We start from the raw sequence: 21,134 nt of genomic DNA, 5'->3' as shown, positions 1-21,134 counted from the left end.
TGTTCAGTAATTGAGGGGGGAGGAAATTCATGTCGCTGTTAAAACGTTTTTCCTTTTGGCTGCCTGCAATGGCGATTATTCACTATATATTTGAATTGTTATGGAACCCAGTTAAAGACATAGTATTTGCTTTCGATCCCTTGTTAGCAGGAATATTTGGAGTGCTTAACAGTCATGGTTTTCTGTATGATAATGAACATTTTAAAATCCTTTTCCCGGGTTTTTTGGTGCACTTTTTCTTGTGGTTAATCTATGGCGCTGTTATTGATTACATTATCAATGTGTTATTCAGTCTAAATAGAAAAGATAATTGAGAGTGCGTGCTTATTAAACTAACGAGTGCTTTACTTGAAGATTGGAGCTGCTTAGACGGCTCTATTTTCTTGTTTAAGGGGGCAGAATGTCTTCAAAGAGGTATGGATATTACTTCTGTTCCTGAAGGTGATAGTAGAATCGCTAGGGTCTCATTGACAGGAACGCAATATCAAATTGGATATCGGTTGAATGAATCCATTGAAAAGATCATTGAAATAACAGGTGTTAAAAAAGTTTGAGCTTGCATTGTTAGGAAGAACAAATGAAACATTGGAAATGATATCAGACGTATTAACAATTCCACATCGATTACAGTACAAATTACATTATAAGACCATTTATTAATTGATTGAATGAATAAAATTAAATTTAGCTCTTGAATCTCCAGTTGCGTCACCTTTTATAATTCAATTTGTACTAATTATAATGCTATTGGAGGTCAATGCTATGGAAAGAGAGAGTTTGGTAAATAGGATAATGGCAAGCTTGATGCACCTATTCTCATTATTGCTTACTTTCGTTTTACCAATATTGGTATACTTAGGGGCGAAGAAAAGAAATAAGTATTTCGAAGATCATGCAAAAGAGGGGATGAATCTCCACTTTACTTTTTTCCCTGTCTTTTTGATCTTAAATGTAATTTCCCTAAAATGGAGTAAAGTATCTGTTTTGGCTTATGGGCTTATTTTCCTTGAAACGATATTAATTTTACTTGCAGTCTTTTATACGTTAAAGGGAAAAAAGTTTTCTTATCCTGTAATTCGCTATTTTAAAGTCTGAAGGTAGAATCCAGATTGAATAATAACAAGGGGTGAGGAGATATATGTCGGGAAAAGGTATATTTTCGATTGGCGAATTCATGCAAAAGTCTGGTGTCAGCATTAGGACCCTTCGATATTATGACAGTTTAGACTTGCTCAAACCAAGTGATTATACAGAGGGGGGGCATCGACTCTACTCCAATGAGGATTTATCGATCCTTCAAAACATTAAATCCTTGCAGTTTCTCGGTTTTTCACTAAAAGATATTAAAAACATGCTTCAACAAAACTCTGTCAAGGGTGCAACAGTATTGAAGTCTTTACATTATCAAAAACAGTTGTTTGAGGCGAAGCAGCTTGAAATCATTAATATTTTATCTGATGTAAACCATCTCATTGAAACAATAGAGGATGAGGAAATCATCAATATCAATGTGTTTTGTGCTATGCTTCAAAAATTAATGTTTGAAGAAGATACAAAAAAGTGGTTTGAAGACCACTTTTCTAAAGAGATTACAGATGATTTATTTACTGTAAATAAATCTGAGGAAATCGATTTAGATAGAAAATGGACGAAAGCTTTATCCGACATCAAACATTTAACTTTTACCGGTGCTATCCCATTTTCTAAGGAATCTCAAGAAACAATTGAATCGCTCATATTGCTTATGAATGAAACCATGAAAGGGAATATGGATCTGATTGCGGAAAAGATACCATCAGTAGAACCTTTTTCATTTCCAAATCCTTTTACAGAAAAGGAGCAGGAGTTTTTAAAAGAGGCAATGGATTATTATCAAAAAAGCAACTAATCATTATCGCTGCTATGTTTCTATGATTATACAATCTGGCACGATGAAGATAGATTTTGTTTTTCCACTAACAGGAAGGTTAGTTGAACATTACTAAAAGGAGTGTATGGATCTATGTTATGGGTTGTTACACAAAATAAAAATAGTTTGATGAATGTAAAAGAAGTTACTGTGAAAGGGAGATTTATAGAAGGTGTTGTGGGTAGAAGTCTTTTTAATGAATGGAGTAAAGCTTTAGGCAAGTACGAATCAAACGAAAGAGCATTAGAAATCATTAATCAAATATCTATGAAGATTGAAAAGGGCAAAGGTAGTTCTGTAACGTTTTCTATGCCTGAAAAATAAATTTGCACTTCTTCAACAAACGGATGCTTTAGTTTAACTTGTTGCACATCTGGACCATTATGCGTCGTAGCAAAGAATTAAATATTTAAGCAGAGAGTGCCCATTGGGTGCTCTTTTTTAATACCTAAAATTAATTCGAAGGGTGAGATATATGCAAATGATTGACTGGTTAAATAGCTACTTAGAATCGGATAACTCGAAATTGATTTACATTCTAGCGCTCATTATGGGTGCGAATATTTTAGATTTTACAATTGGGTGGCTTAACGCCAAGTTTAACCCCAATGTTAAGTTTTCCAGCGCAAAAGCCATCTTTGGCATTGCTCGTAAGCTGTTGATGTTCATCCTGCTCGTTTACGCAATTCCAGTAGCGCTCTTAATGCCGGAGCCGTTGGGTATTAGTGCGTTGTATGTATTGTTCCTGGGATATCTAGCAAGTGAAATTAATTCGGTGTTGAATCATTTTAAACTGGCTGAGGATGACAAAACGATGGATTCATTTATCGACTTTTTAAAATCGGTTTTTGACAGGCGAGGTGGCAAGTCGTGAGCGTAACTACATCTAATCGTGACATCAACGCATTACATCCTGTAGCACAGCAAGCGTGCCGTCTCTTTTTGAGCGAGTGTGCTGAAGCGGGGGGGTAATATATTTATCACAGAAACATACCGTAGCCAAGTCCTGGCAAGATTGTCACGTGGACATTAAACAGTAACCATAAAAGCGGACTTGCTTGGGATATTGCCGTGAGCCCACCGGCCAATTTGTACGATGTGGCCACATTAAATAATGCAGGTGCGATTGCGCGCAAGCTCGGCATCAGCTGGGGGGAGATTGGCCGAAGAATATTGATCGTCCACATTTTGAGATTAAGACATCTTGGAAAGCCCCTGCAAGTGACAGCGTTAAAGAGTTGCAGCAATTGTTAAACCGAATCGGCTATAAATTAGATGTCGATGGGCTTTATGGTCCAGCAACGACTAATGCGATTAAGGCGTTTCAAAAGGCTAACAGTTTAACTGTGGACGGCTCAGCTGGACCTGCAACGATGGCGGCACTTGAATTGGCTACTAAGCCCGCACCACCAGTAGCGGTAACACCACCAAAGGAGGATACCAAAATGCCACTATTATTAAACGACACAGGCCGAGTAGAGGCGAAACAGTTAATTAAAAAAGCAGTTGCAGCAGGAATTTTTAAAGAATCGCATCTATCGAAGTTAGACAGCTACACAGATGCAGATTTAATCAGCTATTCAATTGCTTATGTAAATCGTACAGCTAAGTAATCCGTAAATCTGACAAGGAACATTATTGTATAGAAAGTTTTCGATTACCCATAATACGCATGACACATTATTGTGAAATCAAAAGGAGTGTTTACATGGGAATATTAAGTGGAAATCCTAAAGATGAACCAATGCATTATGGAGAAGTGATTGGAGTTTGGGCGTTTATCGGAGCGAATAATGGTTTGGTAAGTGGCTATGAAGCGTTTATAAATCATGCGGAAGATGAAGATTTAATTGATATTTTGAAGGAATTGATTCAGATGATGAAATCTGAATCAAAAGAAGTTGGCAAGTTATTAAAAGCAAACGGTATTACTTTGCCACCGACCTTGCCCGAACGTCCAAAGGCGAACGCTAACGATATCCCTGCAGGGGCTCGCTTCATGGACCCGGAGATTAGTGGTGCTATTTCCATAAATATCGGTCAAGGACTTGTGTCATGTAGCCAAGTAATGGGGCAGTGTCTACGAGAAGATATTGCAATCATGTTTGGTAGGTTTCATGTAGAAAGAGCAATGCTTGGCGGCAAACTTTTGAAATTAAATAAAGAAAAAGGTTGGGTTATACCACCTCCTCTTCAAACAAATAGCTGATTTTTTTTTACTTACAATTACGAACATGCGAAAGGCGACGCATCCTTAATTGGATTGTTGCCTTTTTTATTTGCCCTTGCGAAATCCTAAATATACACATAGGATGAAGGTAACTTTAAACTGGAATTGTCGACAGGAAAACTACTTTATCAAAAAAGGTTAAACAAATTTTGAGAGTAGCTTGTTCTTTTTCAACAAACGGGGCATTATGGAGTATATCATTAATTAAAATCAAGCGTTGGGAGATGTAAACTTTAATGAATCAATTCTCAAAACTAGTTTCTGCCGAAAATTTTTTGGATAACAGGTGGGCGAAAAAAGATTATTTTGCCTTATTGTTAGTTCCACTAATTTTTATTGTTGGTTTAACTATGCAGTATTTTTCAACGAATAGTTTATTGCCTGCAATAATTGATACAAGTTTGCGTCTTATGATGTTTGTTTTTCTTATCATTGTTTATGGCAAAATGCTTCGTCAACATTGGAATAAGTTTAAACAGGCTTGGAAACGCTCGATAGCGCTAGTTATTGTTGGTGCTGTTGTTCTCCAAATTGTAATTAGTTCTGTTCGTTCCTTCCTTCCTGTGCATGGAAATAGCTCAGAAACAGATATGCCATCTTTAATTGATCCTTTAACTGCTAGTCCTGGGATGTTTGCTGTGTTGTTTTACATAGTTTTGGGGCCCATTGCAACAGCACTTATTGAAGATATCGTATTTCGATATACACTTCTCGGTAAAGTCTTTCAAGGAAGCATTTATAGAAAAATCTGTATTTTAATTCTTAATTCAATTATATTCGGTTTAATCCATTATTATAATTTTGGTAGTGTCATTGGAACAATTCCCTTTATGTTTGCAGGATTATTTTTGAACATTATTTATTTATGGACACGCAATATATGGCATGTGCTTTTAATTCATGCTTTTAATAATACCGTTTTAACAATTGGTGCACTAGCATTTATTGGTCTTCTGCGTTTGTTTGGTCTTTCATAATGATGGACAAAAAAGAGAGGTTATCGTTGAAGTATTTAAGCAGCATACTACGTGAATTCCAAAAATCCTATCCAATTATCGGACGCGATTATTGAATAAGAAAATATTTAGGGGTGGCAATCTCGCCACTCTTTTTTTCTTCGGGCAAAAGTAAAACTATAATGAGTGTCTGGCCAGTCCTAATATAGATTAGTTATTTCTGTCATTAATTTACGAGCTAATTTAAAAGGGCTTCATTCCTAGTTGGAGTATTATGACTATAGGAGGGGCTATCGTGAATTATTCCAGAAGCGAACTAATGAAATACATAAGAGAAGAGATTCGAACAATTCCTTGTTTTTATTGCATACACGGAATGCTTGAATTGGTAGATGTTATGGTTAGTGAATCAACCCACGTCGACGTACTTTGTACTGTATGTAAGTCTAAAAATAAGTTCGAATTGAAATGATGATGTATGAAAAAACGACTACCAACTCGATCGAGAGGGTGGTCGTTCATATTTATTTATCATGCTCCTGTCAACTTATTTTTGTATCCCCGGATGTCCCCCCAGTATAGTCCCCCAATTACACAACCGCATACGACCTTTGGCGAATTTCGTTAAATGTCTCGGTGTAACCGTCACTCTTGTTAGTTGTTGATATTATTACATTTATAAACCTCCAAAACATTTATACGAAACGCAAAATTATTATGATACGTACGAAGGTGATAAGGGCGAAGACTTTGATCAATGGCTTGAAAACGCTTGGAAGACGGAAAAGAAAAAGTAATAAATAAGCCTTGAATGTAAAACAATGCAAAGTTGTTTTACATTCAAGGCTTTTATGATGGAATGGCAGTATGGATGGTGTTATCTCATTGATTTTCATCTGTAACTGGCGTATTATACCTATTACAATTAAAGAGATAGGTGGATAACATGAACTATACAGGTAGGGTATTTGCGATAGGTGTAGTGGCGCTGTTCAACATTTGTAGATATATATATTACCATTATTATTTAGAACTTCCCTTCGAAATGACCTTTTTTATTTTAACCATCATCTTTTTAACAATTGCTTGGTGGTGTGGCAAGCAATTCGATCGAGCCAAATATTTTTCCGAAAAAGATCCATTAACTGATACATATAATCGTCGAACGATTGAACAGAATTTCCTCAAAATGGTGCTAACATGTAAAAAAGAAAACAAGAAGTTGGGAATTGTTATGGTGGATTTGGATAATTTCAAGGACATCAATGATACGTATGGACACCATATAGGAGATCAAGCACTAATACATATTGCCAATAAAATCACTGAATCCGCAGGGAAGAATGATTTAGTAGCGCGATGGGGTGGGGATGAATTTGTAATCCTTATGTCGAATATTAATGCGAATTATATACAAGATTTTAAGAAGAAGGTTGAGAAAGGCGATTTTGATGGCTTACTATCATTAAAAGCATCTATTGGCTATTCTACTTATCCCGATGATGGGGAAAGCTTTCAAGAGTTAGTACGGCAAGCAGATTATTTAATGTATAAGGAGAAGGTAGAAAGAAAACCTTCTATATTGAAAGAAGTAGAGTGAATGATCCCTTGTTTTTATAGATTTAAATATGTATCAAGAAAAACACCTGCATGAACACGCTAAAACGTTTTCAATGCAGGTGTTTAATGTTCGATTATTTTAAATTTACTAGCATATCACCAAGCGCTTTCGTGCTTGCAAGTTCCTCGGCAATCGCTGTTTGAAGAAGTTGTTGCTGTTCATTTAATGCTTTGCCCAAGATATCAATTTCTTCCGTTACATCTGCATTCTGTTGCTCACGTTTGGCTAATAGAGAATTGATAGGTGCGTATAAATCTTCATGCCCAACAATTCTACCAGCACCCCACATCAGCCTTTCTGCAGGTTGTTCGATGACATAATCTGTGAAATAACGATAGACTTCATTGTCAAAATGATAGGCATACCAGTTATTATCGATGGCAAGTAAGTAGTCATCAAGAGCAAGATTGATATCGCCTTTTTCGAGCGCTTCAATCGATAACGTTAGGTTTTTAATGTTATTTTGCGCATGTTCATGCGGGAAAATTTGCTCGTCTTCCCATGTGAGTTTGACAAAATGATCCTGTGCAAACTTGAACGTTTCTAATAGTCCAGAATTTAATGTTCTACTTTCCTCATAGAGCTTTTCTGCTGTTTTTTCATCACCGTTATTTAGTGCCTTCAGATAGTCTTCGTTTACTTTATTAACGGCAGTATTCACCTTTTTAGCAGTAGAAATCGCTGTATCGATTTCGGAAAGCAGTTCATTTGAAGAGACTGCTACACTATCCCATATATCTTTGTCGATGCTTGCTTTTAAAGCACCCAAGCGAACTGTGAAATCGAGAGGTGTCACGGCAGTTCGATCATAATACATCGTTAATAAACCATATAAATTTTGGTGAAACAGTAATGCTTTTTCATTATAAGCATCTGCGTTATCAAATTGTGTATGGTAATGTGTCTTCATGAATTCGCTGTCTTTAAAATCATTGCGCATGGCAGGAACACCTGCAAGTGAGAAGGAAAAGTCATCTGACCATGTTTGAAGCGGCGTAATAACTGCAATGCCATCTTCATACACGCCATCTACACTTGGTACACTCGCTGTAAATTGTTCAAGATAGTTTTTGAGCTCATATACTGCACGAATCTCGTCAGGGGAGGTATGTTCGTAAGCTGGAAGCTCAAAGTTGATGTTGGCAACGGCTTTTCCAACCCATTCAGGATGCACTTTGAAAATTTGGTTGTATGCACCGGTTGACCAATCGTAGCGCGTATTAGAAACACCCCATTCCTCGGCAGCGAGCGCATTGAAAATAATGGTTTTTTCAGGTTGGTAGCCACTGTCAATCAACCCTTTGGCGACACCTAGTAACAGGCCAATTGCTGCATTATCATCTTCGAACCCATCAAAATATGAATCATAATGGCCAGATAAAATAATATAAGATTCAGGATCTTTTCCAATGATTTTTCCGTAATAATTGTAGGTCTTCCCATCAAACTCAACAACGGATTTCGCATCGAAATCGACTGTTGCGATTCCATTATCACTTGAATTTATTAAACTTTTCAATACATTTGCATCGGTAATGGACATAGAAAATACCGGTGCATCATCAGGTCCACAAATATCCTGTGCATTTAAAGCTGTTGGATCTACCTCAGAAAAGCCGCCTTCTTGTACGACGATGACTGCGGCTGCTCCTTTGACATGCGCTTGGTACGTAGGATAATTCACCCACCACTCTTCGTCCTGATTAATATCAATTAATACAAGTTTATCTTTGACATCAAGGGTAGCAAGGTCATTTTTTGTCCCTTTTCCGCCGTAGACGACTTCAAACTCTTTAACCCCTTTTGTGTCGAAATTGGTTTGGTAGCCACCTAACACTGCAAGGTGGTCTTGTCCGTTTCCATCTTTAAACGTCATATCAGCTTTTTCAAATTCCCAAGTATCGACGGTAATCTCGTCTTTTGTGACTTCGGTTAGGCCGATCTTCTTCATTTCCTCAGCAATTTTTTGACCAGTTTTAATTTCTGCCTCTGAGCCAGCTGTCCGGTAGCCTAATTTTTCATTCGTCTTGAATTCTTCCAGGCTTTTTGCAAAGGTGAAGGCATAATCGACATCCACTTTTGCTAGATAATCACTTTTGGCATCTTCATAAGTGACGTCCCCACGCTCAGTTTGCGTACATGCCGCAAACATTGTTGCTGACATAAGAAGTAATGCGAATACGAGTAGGTTTTTCTGCATTTATCATTATCCTTTCAATAATTTATACGACGGTTAATTAAACAATAATCCAATCAAAATATCAAGCTGTTTTTTTTATGAGTAATGTTGGCGGAAATGAAATGTTTTTTTCATCTCATCCATTATAGTAATTGTACTGTATTCGATAAGTTTCAGGTATAATTATCAAATATATAGATATTACGTAATGAAGGAGGATTTCATAATGACAGAAAATCATGAAACAACTGAGCAACAAGCACCAAAGAAAAAAATGAGCTTAAAAGAAGCGATGCAAAAACAACTAGAAGCGAAGAAAAATCAAACGTCTGCGCAGAATGCGAAAGGCCATGCGGGGCAGGCTGCTAAAAAAATGCAAAGTCAGCAAGCGAAAAAGGTAAGCAGTGCACGTAGGAAAATGGGCTCGTAATCCAATAACGCAAACCAAAGCTTCAGTTGGTTTGCGTTTTACTATGTTTAAAAAAGTAAAAGACATCTAGAATGAGGAGTAAGTAAATGGAAAACGTGGGAACGATAATCGTATTAGTCGCTTTTGTTATCTTTTGTATAGGGCTTCTCGGTGTAGTGAAAGGAAATGTGAAGGCTTTACAGATTCCTTCACGAAAAGTGAGCGCACTAGTGATGGGCGCTGCATTTATTGGATTTATTATCGGTGGGGCGATGTTGCCTACTGAACCCGTTTCCAAGTCGGTAACGGAAGATACGCCATCGACTTCACCTGTGGAGGAGCAAGTACAGGATGATACGAAAGAACAGCAAGCACCTGTTATCTCCCAGGACAACCCATCGGCAGGGGAATTGCAAGTCCATTTTGTCGATGTTGGACAAGGGGCAGCACAAATCATTATTACACCAACAAATAAAGTGATGGTGATTGATGGTGGGAATAATGATGATGAAGACAAAATGGTCGCCTATTTAACAGAGCTTGGCGTGTCGAAAATTGATATTTTAATCGGCACACATCCAGATGCCGATCATATTGGAGGCATTGATGCGGTGATCGATGCTTTTGATATTGGAAAAATCTATATGCCAAAAGTACAGCGAGATACGCAAACCTTTGCATCTGTGTTACAGGCGATTCAAAACAAAGGCCTAAAAGTGACAACGGCCAAGGCGGGACTTATGCTCGATCTAGATCCAGCAGTTCAAGTGACAATGATTTCCCCGGTAGATGAAACACATAGTGATGCGAATGAACTGAGTGCGGTTGTACGATTGCAGTACGGTGAGCATGCTTTCCTATTGACAGGAGATGCAGGCATAAAAACGGAAGAAAAATGGTTGCAATCAGGTGAGCGGCTGCAATCGACTGTGCTATTAGTCGGTCATCATGGAAGTGAATATTCCACAAGTGAAGCATTGTTGCAAGCTGTTCAACCTCAGTATGCGGTGATTCAAGTAGGGAAAAATAATTATGGGCATCCGACAAGTGAGGTGTTGGACCGTCTGCATGCGAATAACATTGGCATTTATCGCAATGATACAGATGGTACGATTGTTTTTAAAACGGATGGGAAAGAGATGCAGATCAATAAGGATGCGTGGGCATACACGGCAACGCCGCCATCGAAATCACACACATCGACACCAGCGCCACCAGTAAAGGAAACTGAGCATGCCAGCAGTTTACAAGCTTCTGCTACTATTGATACGGTCCAGCCAACTCAAAATGAAGAAGTAACGGTGACAGTTACCGTAAAAGATCAAGCGGGCAATCCTGTCAGTGGTGCAAATGTCCAGTTAAACCTGCAATTCAAATCAAAAGATACAGATTATGAAGCCATAACGAATGCGAATGGAATGGCGGAAATTTCCTTTAGAATTGGTCGAGCGGCAGCGGGGTTTACGGTAGATGGAGAGATTACGGTCACTGCCAACGGAATGACAGCAACAACGCAAACAGCTTTTACGCCAAAGTAAGGGATGTGTCAGCATGAAAGGAATTGTAGATCGATTTGAAGGGGATTTTGTCGTAATTGAGATAGATGGAGAAACACAGGATATTCCAAAAGCGCTAGTAGAGGACAGTGTGCAAGTGAATGATTGTGTGACGTTACAACATAACAAATGGCGCACGGTAAAAAGTGAGACGGAAATCCGGAAAAATACGATTAAATCCCTAATGGATAGTGTGTGGGAAGACTAATCGAGTGGTTGTTAATAGGTACATGATATGGTAGTTATTTGCGCTCTGAAAGATTGCTTGGTATGATTAATTTATGCATTAAGTAAGATGTAAATTGAGGGGGATGAACACAGTATGGCGATTAGTTTACAAAAAGGTCAACGCATCGATTTGACCAAAGGAAAAGCAGATTTAAATCGCATTATGATTGGTTTAGGCTGGGATCCAGTTGCCCAATCTAAGGGTGGTTTATTTGCTGCATTTAAATCTGCACCAAATATCGATTGTGACGCATCTGTTTTTATGTTGACAGATGATAAATTTGTTAACAAAAATGACCTTGTGTATTTTGGTAACTTAAAAAGTGCATGTCAATCCGTGATTCACTCAGGAGACAACACGACAGGTGATGGCGACGGAGATGACGAAGTAATCATGGTAGAGCTAAAGTCGGTTCCGGATCGTTATAATAAGCTAGTTTTCGTCGTAAATATTTATGATTGTGTAAAGCGAAAACAAGATTTCGGTATGATTCAAAATGCGTATATTCGTGTAGTGGATCCGAAAACGAACGAAGAGTTAGTGCGCTACAACTTATCTGAGAGCTATGGTGGTTTAACGACACTCGTAACGGGTGAAATTTATCGCCATAACGGGGAATGGAAATTCGGAGCAGTCGGAGATGGCACAACGGATCCGAACCTCACGGCAATCGCCAAACGATTTCAATGATGAAACACGTTACTAGAAATAGTGGAAGACATGTAACACAACTATAAAATTGGAGGTTTTTCAAATGGGTGTAATTTCTCTTGCTAAAGGTCAAAAGGTTGATTTGACAAAAACAAATCCGGGTCTATCTAAAGTAGTTGTAGGTCTAGGATGGGATGTTAATAAGTATGACGGCGGACAAGACTTCGACCTTGATGCATCGGTTTTCTTATTGGATGCAAATGGGAAAGTGTCGGGTGGACAAGACTTCGTATTCTATAACAATACAACAGGTGCTAACGGTGCGGTCGTTCACTCTGGCGATAACTTAACAGGTGACGGCGATGGCGATGACGAAACAGTAAATATCTCCATTAAAGATATTCCTGCGAATATTGAAAAGATTTCATTCTCTGTAACGATTCATGATGCTGAAGCAAGAAACCAAAACTTTGGTATGGTGTCTAACGCATTTATCCGTATCGTAAACGAGGAAACAAATGCGGAACTGATTCGTTATGATCTAGGAGAAGATTTCAGTATTGAAACAGCTGTAGTTGTTGGCGAACTTTACCGTCATAACGGCGAGTGGAAGTTTAGTGCAGTTGGTTCTGGCTACCAAGGTGGATTAGCTGCTTTATGTAATGACTTTGGTTTACAAGTAGGCTAATCAATCTGTAAGAAATGTATTCATTGATGTCAAAAAAATCGTTTGCAGAAAAGAAAGGGAAGATATCATTTATGGCAATTCAACTAAGTAAAGGTCAGCGAATTGACTTAACGAAAAATGATCCTACTTTACAAAAAATTGGTATCGGCTTAGGCTGGGATGTAAAACAATTTGATGGCGGGCAAGACTACGACCTCGATGCATCAGCATTTTTGTTAAATGCGAGTGGAAAATGCCGCAATGAATTAGACTTTATTTTCTACAATAACTTGAAAAGTGCAGACGGTTCAGTCGTCCATGCTGGGGATAATCGCACAGGTGAAGGGGATGGAGATGATGAGTCCATTGCTATCAATCTGTCAAAAGTCCCGCAAGATGTAGATAAAATAGCGATAACCGTAACGATCCATGACGCGGAACTTCGTCGTCAAAATTTCGGTCAAATTTCAAATGCTTATGTTCGATTAGTGAATGAAGATACAGGTGCAGAAGTACTTCGTTATGATTTGGGCGAAGATTTTAGCGTTGAAACAGCTGTTGTATTCTGTGAGGTTTATAGACACGGAAGTGACTGGAAGTTTAATGCGGTTGGCTCAGGTTATCAAGGTGGTTTACAATCACTTGTTCATGCTTACGGACTCGACGCATAATAAATCAGAGAGGGTTTTCCCTCTCTTCCTATACTAGGTATTACTTTGGAGGAAAAGATCTTGGAAGTTATTAATCAGATATTCAGTACATATGCGCTATTTTTTGACTGGGCGATGTGGGCTGAAGTGTTAACAGACCCCGTTGCTTGGGGCTTTATAGGAACATTAATCATTATTGAAGGATTGCTATCAGCAGACAATGCGCTTGTTCTGGCAGTGTTGGTCAAACATTTACCGGAGAAACAACGAAAGAAAGCGCTTATGTACGGGATGTTTGGTGCTTATTTCTTCCGCTTTGTGTTCATCGGGATTGGTGTTTATCTCGTGAAATTTGCGTTTGTGAAAATATTAGGTGCTGCTTACCTTGCTTGGATTGTGATTTCGCACTTCCGTAGTAAGGGTGGGGACGATGACGAAGGCAAAGAGTTCAATAAAGGATCTTGGATGGTACGCATATTCGGTACGTTCTGGGCTACAGTCATCTCCGTTGAGATGATGGATATTGCATTTTCAGTAGACTCCATCTTAGCTGCCTTTGCCGTTTCCGATCAAGTATGGGTATTGTTAGTAGGTGGTATGTTAGGGATTCTTATGATGCGTACAATCGCTGGGGTATTCTTAACATTGATTGAAAAAGTTCCTGAACTTGAAACTACGGCATTTATTTTAATCGGGATTATCTCGGCGAAAATGTTTGCAGGTGTCTTCGGCTATGAGCTTAACCATTATGCGTTTTTCGCTATTCTGATTGTTGCATTTGCGGCGACATTTGTCGTGCATTATATGAATAAAGGTAAAATGCAAAAACAAGAAATTACCACTGCATCACAAGAAACGACTGCTACGAAAGAAGAGACAACTAAGAATAAGTAAGTATTCTTGTTGGCTGGCTACTGTGCAAGCAGTAGCCTTTCTTTTTTGGTGAATAAATCATTTCATTGGTATTTTTAAAAAATCATTTATGCGGATGATTTTTTAAAAATACGTACTTTATGAAGCGATTCACATTGAGGAGAGAAAATTATGAAGCATTTCGACTATGAAAGCTCCGCCAGAAAAAACAAAATATTCTTTAAGGAACCCGAAAACTTTACAAAGTATACCGATAAAGAAACACTTTCCTATGCATTAGGTGCAACACTATATATGCCTGCAACGAAAACAAGTATCGCACAGGATATTATTGGCCGGAAATATACAGAATTGACTTCAATGGTCATCGATTTAGAAGATGCAGTTGGTGACAACCAATTAGAAGAAGCAGAACGGATGTTGTTCGAACATCTACGTGTGCTTTATGAAGCACTTGAAGATCAAATTCTACTAGTAGATGATTTACCGCTTATTTTCGTTCGAGTCCGAAACCCGGAACAACTGCGGCAGGTTACCGCTCAACTTAGCATATACCAACGTGTTTTAACAGGTTATGTATTTCCTAAATTTTCGTATGAAACGGGGAAGAAATACTTAGCTATTCTTGAGGAACAGAACGATAAAGATATCGTCCTGTATGGAATGCCCATTTTAGAGACTGCTGAAGTCATTTATAAGGAAACAAGAATGAGCGCATTATTGAGCATAAAGCACTTACTCGATGCGCACAAACATCTGATTTTGAATGTGCGGATTGGGGCCACTGATTTTTGTGGTTTATTTGGCATTCGGAGAAATGTCGATACGACTATTTATGACGTGGCGCTCATTCGAGATTGTTTAACAGACATTTTGAATGTCTTTAACCGGCAAGAAAACGGATACGTCATCTCAGGCCCAGTTTGGGAGTTTTTCTTGAAGGAAGAACGTGTATTTAAACCTAAATTAAGGATGACGCCTTTCCGAGATCGGTATGGCAGAATGGGTATTGAGAAACGGAATGAGATGATTAATCACTACATTGATGGCCTCATTAACGAAGTGTTATTGGATAAATTAAATGGCATTGTAGGAAAAACGATTATCCACCCAACGCATATTAAACCGGTCCACGCATCGTATACGGTCACTCATGAAGAGTATGTCGACGCACTAAGCATTCTTGCCAATAGTGAAGGACAAGTCGGTGTGTTGAAAAGCCAGTATGACAACAAGATGAACGAAATGAAGCCGCATTTGTATTGGGCAAAGCGCATGATGCTACAAGCGAAAATATTTGGCGTTTACCATGAGGATCAAGACTTTACAAGTTTACTAGTGGAAAATCAACTGCATGAGGTGAAGTCGTAATGGATGTTTCAATGAAAGAAAGCTATACAATATTGGATGATTTAAAAGTGGAAGTAGAGGTTTTACACAATCCTTACAACTTCTCGTTACATGAGTTGTTTCAAATGGCAACGCGCATTAATAAAAAGAGAAGTTTTTTATTTGTTAGCAAAGTACTCGGAAAGCACCTTGCCGTAAGTCCACAACTTCCGTTACTAGTCGGTAATTTATTGGCCATGCGTTACCTAGAGGTCGTACATGGCGTTCAAGATCCGCGTGTCGAAGAAGTGGCGGAAGCGATTCGAACGAAGAATCATGTAGCAGGGATGTTGACGTCTATTCAAAACGAACCGCTTTCATTGCCGAGTCCTACGACTTTTATTGGTTTTGCGGAGACTGCAACGGCATTGGGGCATGCGGTGTTTAGTTCGTTTGGCAATCAGGCAAAATATATTCATACAACAAGAGAACAAATTGATGAACGTACGTCCATTATCAATTTTGAAGAAGAGCACTCACATGCGACTAGCCATCGCGTCTATGCGCTAGATCAGCAATTTTTCCAAGACGATAGCGAAGTTGTACTTGTAGACGATGAAATGACGACAGGGAAGACAGCCATTAATATCATTAAGACGCTTAAAACGGCTTATCCAATCAAAAAGGTGTTTACAGTCGTGTCGATTTTGGATTGGCGATCAGCGGAACATCGCGAGTGCTTTCGACAGTTGGAAGACGAATTAGCGATCACGATTCATGTTGTATCTTTGTTAGATGGCGCCATTGCTGTGACTGGCCAACCAATTTTACAAGAAGGCAGCATTGAAACGATACCATCGTTTCGGCAAGAAGTAACGACTATCTCCATTCAAGAATTATTAGCGCCAGAGCTATTTGAAGCAGTTCGTTCAACTGAATCGAATGGTGGTACCAACCATTCTTCTTATATAAAAGCTACAGGGCGGTTTGGACTTACTAGTGAAGAAGATAACGCATTTTCTCAGCAATTTCAAACAGTCGCAAATCATTTAAAAGGACAGCGTAAAGGGCAAAAAACCTTGGTCATTGGAACCGGAGAATTCATGTATGTACCGATGCAAATTGCTTCCCATATGGGGGAAGAAGTTTATTTCCAAGCAACTACACGTAGTCCAATCTATCAATCGGCTAAAGAATCCTATACAATCCAAAACAAATTCGTCTTTGATAGCCCAGAAAATGCAGGTTTAACGAATCATTTGTATAATATTAGGGAGCATCAATACGATGAAATCATGATTTTTGTTGAAAGAATGTCATCTTATACAGGTGTGGATTCATTAGTACAAGCATTACGTAAAACGCAAATACCGTTTGTTACGATTGTTGTTTTGACAGAAGTAGTTGAATAGAGAGGGGATGCAAAGGAGTATGCTTACATCATCAGTCAAACCCGATAAGATGGGTAGTTACGAGGAAGAAGATGTTACCTTTTTATTGCGTGACATAAGTCATTTGGTCATTGAAACAAAGACTGAGGAAAGAGAAGGTCTTATTCAATCAGGTACGCATTATTCCGAAATGCTTCCTGTTGAATATCAACCAACAGCAGACTATATTTCGCTGTTTCATAATACGTTAGACTTGTATGCGAAACGAATGGCCATTGCGGTTGGCGTCGTTGCGGAGCAAATCAAACAGAAAAATGGACTCGAAAATCTTGTGCTGGTTAGTTTAGCACGAGCAGGGACGCCAATCGGTGTATTAATCAAGCGTTACTTGAAATGGAATTACCAGGTGTCTGTCCCTCACTATTCCATCTCGATTATTAGGGGGCGGGGCATTGATGAAACAGCTATTGATTTTATTTTTGAACACCATCCACAGGCTAGCATCCAATTTGTCGATGGTTGGACGGGAAAAGGAGCGATTACGAGCGAATTAGAGGCCGCGTGCACGCGTTACAATACGCATCATGAGAACCAACTTGTAGCGGACTTAGCTGTATTAGCGGACCCAGGTCATTGCGTGCGTATTTACGGGACAAGAGATGATTTCTTAATTCCTTCTGCTTGTTTAAATTCAACGGTATCGGGACTTGTTAGCCGTACGGTATTGAACTATGACTTTATGGAAAAAGGCGACTTTCACGGCGCTAAATATTACAGAGAATTAGCCGATGTTGATGTTTCGAATCTCTATATCGATACGATTGAAAAGGAATTCAATGATGTGCAGTCTGCGATACAAGCATCCGAGGAAGATGATCGAACGCCTTCTTGGAAGGGGCAACAATCAGTAGAACGGATTCAAGAAAAGTTTGCGATTGACAATCAGCATTTTATTAAACCAGGCGTTGGGGAAACAACGCGTGTGTTGCTTCGAAGAGTACCGTGGAAAATTCTTGTGAATCCTACTTTCTCCAATGATTTAACGCATATTTTGATGCTCGCCAAGGAGCGCAATGTACCTGTGGAAGAATTTACGGATATGTCATATTCATGTTGTGGCATTATTAAAGAATTATAAGGGAGTGCTCATTTGATCTTATTTACTTCTGATTTAGATCGCACGTTAATTTATTCGAAAAGGATGATGGAGAATTATCCTGTGGATGGTGACATCATTCCGATTGAATATAAAGGCGATGACATAATCAGTTATATGTCGCTAGATTCGATTGAAATGCTCCGGCAGTTTAATGAAAAACAGCTATTTGTGCCTGTCACAACGAGAGCTGTTTATCAATATGAGCGTATCGAAGTCTTTCAAAACGACATTCAACCTAAATACGCAATTACGAGTAACGGTGGAACGATTTTGGTGGATGGTAAAGTGGATGAAGAATGGGGTAAATTGATTCAGCAACGGATAGCCGCAACAGCCATCCCGAACGAAGACTTACTACGTGTATTTGCTGACATTCGTCACGAAGAGTGGGTCGCTAAAGAGTTTTATGTGGATGCGTTATTTTATATGTTCCATGTCCATCTAGACCGCATTCCTCATGCAGAGTTGAGGGCATTTGAAAGTCGGATTGGCGAACTAGGTTGGCGGCTATTCCTTCATGGACGAAAGCTCTATATCTTGCCAACCGAGTTGAACAAAGCGCATGCAGTCGATCATTTGCAAAAGTATTTGACGTATGACATGCATGTTGCTGCAGGTGATTCACTGATGGATTACGATATGTTGCTACAAGCGGATATTGGTTATAGCCCAGCACATGGAGAAATCTTTGAGCGGCGAGAAAATGATTCGAAAGTGGCATGGATAAATGCAGCAGGAGCTACCTCGACAGAGGACTTACTTCGCAATATTTTGCAGTTAGATTAAGAAGGTTCCTCAAGTCAAGCCCTGAAAAAATCTTATGAAACAGCTATACTTAGCGGTAACGCCATAATTGGATGAGGAGTGATGATTTTATGGTTAACCTAAATAAAGTGGAATTGAAGAAAAAAGGCCAAGCGATTAATCTCACGAAAAGTAGCAACAATGCGCTTGGAGAAATTTTAGTGAACCTAAACTGGAATCAGCAAAGCAAGGGGAAATCAGGAGGCTTCTTAGCAGGACTATTAGGTAAGCCGAAAGGCATCGATTTAGATTTAGGCTGTTTGTATGAGTTAAAGAGTGGAGAAAAAGGCTGTGTGCAAGCACTTGGGAATGCATTTGGGGCGTATGGGCATGCTCCCTATATGGAATTAGATGGTGACGATCGTACGGGAACGGCAGCAGGCGGCGAAAATTTACGCATTAACGGCAATCAGATTTCAGATATTAAACGTATTCTCGTCTATTCCTTTATTTATGAAGGTGTGGCGAACTGGTCCGAAGCTGATGGTATCGTGACGTTGCAATATCCTAACGGTCCAGCGATTGAAGTGAAGCTAGATGAACACCGTAACGGTAAAATCATGTGCGCAATTGCGATGATTGAAAATTTGGATAATGAAACATTTAAGGTTAAGCGTCTAGTGGAGTATTTTCAAGGACATCAAGATATGGACCGGGCTTATGGATGGGGTATGCAGTGGCAAGCTGGTAGAAAATAATGGAATGACCAACGTGTGACAGATACTAGGTGAATAACATGCATGAGTATCATGAATTTTACATCGTCTATTGAACTCCGTCATAGTGGAGCCCCTTCGTATACTTTGGTGTCGTCATCTATGGCAATAACCGACTTAGGGGCTCTTTTTCTTATCTTTAGAGGAAGGGAGAGCGTTAGGTGAGTTACATACAAATAGAACCTATCTTAGATACAAGGACAACAGATTGGTTAGCACGATTTCTTGCTTCATCTCGTGAAAGGCCTTCTTATTATATAGATGATTCGACTTTTCGATTTAACAGAATAGGTCTTCGTGTACTGGGTGTACCGTTAGTTGAAGATGAGTATTATAATTCGTTGTTTGATATGCAAGAAAAGTCATTCATTCACGTCCTTAGTGAAGAGCTAGACAAAACGATTGCGAATGAAGATTTTCAAGCTGTACAGGAAATCTTATTGCTTCATCAAAAAGAGCCAAAGGGGCTATCGATTAACCGGCTCATTGCCTTTATGTACGGGAAAAACCTGATTCCGAAGCACAATGATATAGCCATCAACCGTCATGTACAACTGTCTACAATTAAGATTGTCACTCATTTTCAACAACAGCAAAATCGTGGCTTGCAGTCGCCTGAATTCCGTCGATTTTTAATAGATATTGTTAAATGGTTGAAAAACCATTGGGAAAAATGGTCGGAATCGTTAATAGTTGGTGATGATTTCCCGAAAGTGGTTTGGTATGGCGAGCTATCCAGTAGTCAAAAGTATTTCTTGTTATTACTAATGGAATTTGGTTGCGATATACTCATTTTTCACCCGGCGGCACAGGATTTATTCGCTGAGGTAGATCCGAAAAATGAACGTTCTATCATGTATGAGTATGCGGATTCAGGTGAATTACAACCTTTTCCAACGCAACTGCGAGACCGTGAAACTACTGTGGCGTATCGTGCGACAAAACAACTCGAGAAGATGATGAATGATCATCAATCTGGGGTGTATAAGCCATGGCAATTCAGAGATTATATCCCGAACGCCATTACGTTACGTATGACCTATGATGATGTTTTTATTTACGCAAAAGAGAAGGCGATGATTCGTCCAGACTTCAAAATTGAAGAAAATCGTGTGTCGATTCCCGTCATCTTTGCCAAAATCCAAGGTGTCTCGAGTGACCGAGCGGATTATTGGGAGCGCATGCATACTTTAACAAATGACGTTCATGCGCTAGGCATTCAGCAATTTCCGTTCGCGAAAACGACAAAAGCGAATTATCATTTCCATTATCAGCATTCCCTTGATCGAGAAGGCGTATTATCACCTGAGAAAATGGTGAAGAGCAATTGGTGGAGATATGGTCAATTGTCACTGGGCCTTCAGACAGCCATTGCCCATACGATAAAAGCATGCTGTGAGCAGCCTAAATTACAAAAATTGAAGCATGAATCAGATTATGATGTACAGTTATTCATCTTTAAACAAGCCAGTTTATTGGCAGATGAAGTGCTACAATTACTACAAGGATTTGATTATTCACAAGAAGTACCTCGTCTTGTTTTATATAATATGGAGTCCAATGGTGAACCATCTCGAGAAGATGCAGCGACATTGCTATTTTTAAATCAATTTGGTGTAGATATCATTTTTTATAATCCTGCGGGGCATACGGATATCGAAGAGTATATTGATCTTGTGCATTATGATATCCATTGGCTAGAGGATATGGTATTTGGGCAAGCCTATCAGGAGTATCAGGTTAAAGAGGAATCCCGTTTTAAACGATTCATTAAAAATATTTTTTGAGGAATACTCTAGAGAGAT

22 protein-coding genes and 1 pseudogene are annotated in these 21,134 nt (G+C 39.0%); 22 read left to right on the top strand and 1 reads right to left on the bottom strand.

What is annotated here, in order from left to right:
- Positions 1 to 29: 29 nt before the first annotated feature.
- The 9 genes from MKY34_RS15035 to MKY34_RS14995 all read left to right on the top strand — a co-directional run bounded on the left by MKY34_RS15035 (position 30) and on the right by MKY34_RS14995 (position 6,695).
- Positions 30 to 314 carry a hypothetical protein gene (locus MKY34_RS15035; RefSeq protein WP_342511931.1) on the top strand — a complete coding sequence of 95 codons (285 nt, stop codon included), beginning with the start codon at positions 30 to 32 and terminating at the stop codon, positions 312 to 314.
- Positions 315 to 762: 448 nt separating this feature from the next.
- Entirely contained in the window at positions 763 to 1,095 is a 333-nt protein-coding gene (locus MKY34_RS15030) for a DUF4870 domain-containing protein (RefSeq protein ID WP_342511929.1), read from the top strand.
- A 43-nt stretch (positions 1,096 to 1,138) separates the two neighbouring features.
- The gene (locus MKY34_RS15025) at positions 1,139 to 1,888 is read left to right on the top strand and encodes a MerR family transcriptional regulator (protein WP_342511927.1); all 750 of its coding nucleotides are present in this window, start codon (positions 1,139 to 1,141) and stop codon (positions 1,886 to 1,888) included.
- Positions 1,889 to 2,002: 114 nt separating this feature from the next.
- Entirely contained in the window at positions 2,003 to 2,233 is a 231-nt protein-coding gene (locus MKY34_RS15020) for a hypothetical protein (RefSeq protein ID WP_342511925.1), read from the top strand.
- Positions 2,234 to 2,384: 151 nt separating this feature from the next.
- Positions 2,385 to 2,783 (top strand): phage holin family protein, encoded by a 399-nt coding sequence (locus tag MKY34_RS15015; RefSeq protein WP_342511923.1) that lies wholly within the window; start codon positions 2,385 to 2,387, stop codon positions 2,781 to 2,783.
- A gap of 274 nt (positions 2,784 to 3,057) precedes the next feature.
- Positions 3,058 to 3,522 carry a peptidoglycan-binding protein gene (locus MKY34_RS15010; protein WP_342515276.1) on the top strand — a complete coding sequence of 155 codons (465 nt, stop codon included), beginning with the start codon at positions 3,058 to 3,060 and terminating at the stop codon, positions 3,520 to 3,522.
- 95 nt (positions 3,523 to 3,617) lie between these two features.
- Positions 3,618 to 4,118: a DUF3231 family protein gene (locus MKY34_RS15005; protein WP_342511921.1), complete on the top strand. Its 501-nt coding sequence runs from the start codon at positions 3,618 to 3,620 to the stop codon at positions 4,116 to 4,118.
- Between the two features lie 257 nt (positions 4,119 to 4,375).
- Complete coding sequence (locus MKY34_RS15000; protein ID WP_342511919.1) at positions 4,376 to 5,116, top strand: type II CAAX endopeptidase family protein; 741 nt, start codon at positions 4,376 to 4,378, stop codon at positions 5,114 to 5,116.
- A gap of 925 nt (positions 5,117 to 6,041) precedes the next feature.
- Positions 6,042 to 6,695, top strand: coding sequence for a GGDEF domain-containing protein (locus MKY34_RS14995; protein WP_342511917.1), 654 nt, complete (start codon positions 6,042 to 6,044; stop codon positions 6,693 to 6,695).
- A 94-nt stretch (positions 6,696 to 6,789) separates the two neighbouring features.
- Here MKY34_RS14995 and MKY34_RS14990 read toward each other — a convergent pair whose 3' ends face one another.
- Positions 6,790 to 8,916: a M28 family peptidase gene (locus MKY34_RS14990; protein WP_342511915.1), complete on the bottom strand. Its 2,127-nt coding sequence runs from the start codon at positions 8,914 to 8,916 to the stop codon at positions 6,790 to 6,792.
- Positions 8,917 to 9,121: 205 nt separating this feature from the next.
- On the opposite strand from MKY34_RS14990, the gene MKY34_RS14985 reads away from it, so the two are divergent.
- The 13 genes and pseudogenes from MKY34_RS14985 to MKY34_RS14925 all read left to right on the top strand — a co-directional run bounded on the left by MKY34_RS14985 (position 9,122) and on the right by MKY34_RS14925 (position 21,116).
- Positions 9,122 to 9,325: a hypothetical protein gene (locus tag MKY34_RS14985; RefSeq protein WP_342511913.1), complete on the top strand. Its 204-nt coding sequence runs from the start codon at positions 9,122 to 9,124 to the stop codon at positions 9,323 to 9,325.
- 86 nt (positions 9,326 to 9,411) lie between these two features.
- Positions 9,412 to 10,842, top strand: coding sequence for an MBL fold metallo-hydrolase (locus MKY34_RS14980; RefSeq protein WP_342511911.1), 1,431 nt, complete (start codon positions 9,412 to 9,414; stop codon positions 10,840 to 10,842).
- A 13-nt stretch (positions 10,843 to 10,855) separates the two neighbouring features.
- Entirely contained in the window at positions 10,856 to 11,068 is a 213-nt protein-coding gene (locus MKY34_RS14975; RefSeq protein ID WP_342511909.1) for a DUF3006 domain-containing protein, read from the top strand.
- Between the two features lie 114 nt (positions 11,069 to 11,182).
- The gene (locus MKY34_RS14970) at positions 11,183 to 11,779 is read left to right on the top strand and encodes a TerD family protein (protein ID WP_342511907.1); all 597 of its coding nucleotides are present in this window, start codon (positions 11,183 to 11,185) and stop codon (positions 11,777 to 11,779) included.
- Between the two features lie 64 nt (positions 11,780 to 11,843).
- Positions 11,844 to 12,428, top strand: coding sequence for a TerD family protein (locus tag MKY34_RS14965; RefSeq protein ID WP_342511905.1), 585 nt, complete (start codon positions 11,844 to 11,846; stop codon positions 12,426 to 12,428).
- Between the two features lie 71 nt (positions 12,429 to 12,499).
- On the top strand, positions 12,500 to 13,078 hold the full coding sequence (locus MKY34_RS14960) for a TerD family protein (RefSeq protein ID WP_342511903.1): 579 nt from the start codon (positions 12,500 to 12,502) through the stop codon (positions 13,076 to 13,078).
- A gap of 60 nt (positions 13,079 to 13,138) precedes the next feature.
- Entirely contained in the window at positions 13,139 to 13,951 is an 813-nt protein-coding gene (locus tag MKY34_RS14955; RefSeq protein WP_342511901.1) for a TerC family protein, read from the top strand.
- A gap of 150 nt (positions 13,952 to 14,101) precedes the next feature.
- Positions 14,102 to 15,301 carry an HpcH/HpaI aldolase/citrate lyase family protein gene (locus MKY34_RS14950; RefSeq protein WP_342511899.1) on the top strand — a complete coding sequence of 400 codons (1,200 nt, stop codon included), beginning with the start codon at positions 14,102 to 14,104 and terminating at the stop codon, positions 15,299 to 15,301.
- Positions 15,301 to 16,671, top strand: coding sequence for a phosphoribosyltransferase family protein (locus MKY34_RS14945; protein ID WP_342511897.1), 1,371 nt, complete (start codon positions 15,301 to 15,303; stop codon positions 16,669 to 16,671). Before MKY34_RS14950 ends, MKY34_RS14945 begins: the two co-directional genes overlap by 1 nt.
- Before the next feature lie 19 nt (positions 16,672 to 16,690).
- Positions 16,691 to 17,788, top strand: coding sequence for a cysteine protease StiP family protein (locus MKY34_RS14940; protein WP_342511895.1), 1,098 nt, complete (start codon positions 16,691 to 16,693; stop codon positions 17,786 to 17,788).
- 12 nt (positions 17,789 to 17,800) lie between these two features.
- Positions 17,801 to 18,595, top strand: a complete 795-nt coding sequence (locus MKY34_RS14935) for an HAD family hydrolase (protein ID WP_342511893.1) — start codon at positions 17,801 to 17,803, stop codon at positions 18,593 to 18,595.
- A 92-nt stretch (positions 18,596 to 18,687) separates the two neighbouring features.
- Positions 18,688 to 19,311 (top strand): annotated as a pseudogene (locus MKY34_RS14930) (Tellurium resistance); the annotation flags it as partial.
- A gap of 179 nt (positions 19,312 to 19,490) precedes the next feature.
- On the top strand, positions 19,491 to 21,116 hold the full coding sequence (locus tag MKY34_RS14925) for a YceG family protein (protein ID WP_342511891.1): 1,626 nt from the start codon (positions 19,491 to 19,493) through the stop codon (positions 21,114 to 21,116).
- The last annotated feature ends 18 nt before the right edge of the window (positions 21,117 to 21,134 follow it).

The organism is Sporosarcina sp. FSL K6-1522, from assembly GCF_038622445.1.
Lineage (GTDB): Bacteria > Bacillota > Bacilli > Bacillales_A > Planococcaceae > Sporosarcina.
This window is presented reverse-complemented; position numbering and strand designations above follow the sequence as displayed.